The organism is Streptomyces sp. SID14478, assembly GCF_010548525.1.
Classification (GTDB): domain Bacteria; phylum Actinomycetota; class Actinomycetes; order Streptomycetales; family Streptomycetaceae; genus Streptomyces.
This window is the reverse complement of record NZ_JAAGMG010000822.1, coordinates 1-2,864: the sequence shown is the minus strand read 5'-3', so window position 1 is coordinate 2,864 and position 2,864 is coordinate 1. Positions and strand designations below refer to the sequence as shown.

1 protein-coding gene and 1 pseudogene are annotated in these 2,864 nt (G+C 66.7%); both read right to left on the bottom strand.

Features of this window, described 5'->3' with window-relative positions:
• Positions 1 to 796 precede the first annotated feature (796 nt).
• Positions 797 to 1,345, bottom strand: a complete 549-nt coding sequence (locus tag G3I40_RS26765) for a hypothetical protein (protein ID WP_164304723.1) — start codon at positions 1,343 to 1,345, stop codon at positions 797 to 799.
• A 1,016-nt stretch (positions 1,346 to 2,361) separates the two neighbouring features.
• A pseudogene (locus tag G3I40_RS26760) lies at positions 2,362 to 2,864 on the bottom strand (IS5 family transposase); the annotation flags it as partial.

Genomic DNA, 2,864 nt, shown 5'->3' with positions numbered 1-2,864 from the left:
ACCGCCCACCATGCGCAGCTGGTTCACGCCCCTGAGCCCGAGCTTGACCCGCAGGTTGTAGGCACCGGTACGGGTGGTGTTCATCGACACCGGAAGGTACTTCCACACGTTGCCCTGCTTCTGCTGCAACGTGACCCGCGTGCCGGCCCTCATGTGCGCGGACTGCCCGTAGATCCGAAACTCCTGCCAGAGCTTGACACTGCTGGCCGTGGCCCTGGCCGTCAACGTCGGCCTCACAGCGGCAGACGCAGCATCCTGACTCTGCTGCGGCGCCGCCACGGCCACACCCACAGCCGGCCCCACGGCCACGGAAACGGCCGTCACACCAGCCAGCAACACAGCCTTGCAACCCATCTGCACACTCCCTGCGTCAATTCCCCGTGCCCTGCGAGGGCCGCCACCGTACGCACGCGCCCACGCGTCAACTCCGGTGACACACGAGGAAAACATGCGGCCACCATCCAAATGGCTCCACAGCCCTGAGGCTGAGATGAGCGAAGGAACCAATCTCGGGTGGGTGCCGCGCGGACCAGGGAATAGCCGATGGCTCGCGTGACCCGAAGCCCGCCACCTCGAAGCCCTCGACACCGACACCACCCACGTCGTCTTGGCGAACGTCACGAGCGACGAGGTGCCGACATCATGAGGCTGAACCGCAGGGCGCCCGGGGCCCAGCACATACGCCCGTTCGATTGCCCGGAGGAGCTCCTTTTGCCTCACGTGTTTAGGCCGTGATGAGCCCTGGGGCGCCGTGTTGGGGGCAGCTCCCGCGGCACGGGCGGTGCGGGTGTGGAGCTCAGCAGGCGTGCTCGCGGATGGTCTGGCGGGTGTGGCTGTCAGCCGGGATCAACTTGTCCTTGCCGTCTTCAAACCGCAGGGCTTCGTTCTTGGTGTCGTCCTGAGACCGAATCTCGAGCGGGGCGCCGGTTTGTGCCTTGTCGGCGTGCACGATGTGCACACGGTCGCTGGCGTAGGGGGTGTCGGCCAGGCACTGGCCTGCACCTCCGTAGCTCCTGGCGTACAGGCCGTGCGGGTCCGTGAAGGCCCACGCGGACAGGGTGGCGGCTGCCACGGCTATGACGACACCAATGGCTATGACCGAGCTCAGCGACCGGGCGGCTGCGGTGCGGATGCGCTGCTTGAGGGCCCAGGTTGCCCACGCTGCTGCGCCCACGGCTATTGCTGTCGCCACGATGGCCAGGGCGATGAAGTCGATGAGGGCGTTCGCGTCGAGCTGGGCTCTCTGCCAGACGACGACAGCGGCTGTGATCATGCCTGCGGCCGCGAGGGCGCTGGTCACACGCAAGGTGGGGAAGGCTCCGGGGCGGACGTTCGTCTGGTGCATAGCAGTACCTTCAAGTGCGCTTACTTTGTGGGGATGCCGTTTGCCCGTGGGGAAAGCGGCGCGTCATCTCGGCCGGATGCGCGCGTTCACGCCCGCCAGCTGCGTGCCTGTCTCTCTACGGTTTTGGCCGCCCACCACCACATGACGACAGAGACCATGAGCACGACTCCGCCAGCTGCTGCCATGAGGTCCGCTGGCATCAAGTACGTGATCCCTGGGCGGGACACGGGTCTGGCGAGCCAGGCGGCGATCACGGTACCAGCAACACCAGCAATGGTCAGGGGGGCGATGACCACTCAGGCTGCGGGAGATCGCCCGCCGCCGACAGGCGTTTGGCCGACGCGGTGCCGAACACCTCGCGCTGGGCGCCACCAACGGCGCCTGGTCACCCTCACCACGCTCGCCGACATCAAGCTCGTCCTACGCAGACGTCCCGCATTCCGCGAAGCCCCCATCGACCGCGACGCGTCAACAATGGATGGGGGGTCAGAAGTGCCCAGAGTGACGCGGAACTGCACACGGTATCTGCCGCAGGATGTCGAACCTCATGGAACGTGCCCATCCGCACGTCGGGGCGGACCTTGCAAGGACTGCGCACTGAACAGCCCAGCGAAGCCATGACAGGTTCCGGCCTTGCAGCCGGCCTACGCACGGTTCGCTTCCTATGTGAGGGCCCGGGGTGTGCACCACTGCCGCCGGTTCAAGGGGCCGGCTCCGGGCCCTCACAGTGAGCTTGCCCCCAAGTGAGGGCACGCGCACGCTCGCCAGTTTCAACGCGAGTGGCTGGCGGCTTGTTACGGCCTTGGAGTGCGCGGTCGGCGCCTCCGACGCGTCTGCACGGCTCAGCCTGATAGGCGAGGAACCGTGTCTGCTGCGAACTGCCGCTTGCTCGCCGTGATGCGGTCAACATTGTTGGCCCCCATCCACCCACGAACCCGGCGTAACTTACCCCGTTGGGCGGGCGTTAGGCTCTGCAGCGATCGCTCGGTCCCCGTAGGGGAGACTAACTGATGGTTTCAGAATGAGGTGCGGAGTCGTCTCAAGCAGATGATGCTGCAAGCGAGTTGGAGGAGACCCAGGTGTAGGTCTGCGCGTGTCTCATAGCGGATCCGCAGGCGTTTGAACTGGTGGAGCCAGGCGAATGTGCGCTCCACGACCCAGCGGGTCTTTCCCAGGCCCGAGCCGTGCGCGGTGCCTCTTCGAGCGAACTTGGGTGTGATGCCGCGAGACCGCAGAAGACGGCGGTACTTGTCGTAGTCGTAACCCCGGTCGGCGAACAGCCGGCCCGGCCGGTGCCTGGGCCGCCCGCGGACACCACGGATGCGGGGTATCGCATCGAGCAGGGGCACCAGCTGCGTGACATCGTGGCGGTTCCCGCTGGTCAGCGAGACGGCCAGCGGGGTGCCGTGCCGGTCGACGATCAAGTGGTGCTTGCTGCCGGGCCGGGCCCGGTCGACCGGCGAAGGTCCGGTGTGAGCCCCCCTTTCAGCGCCCTCACGTGCGAGCCGTCGATCGCTGC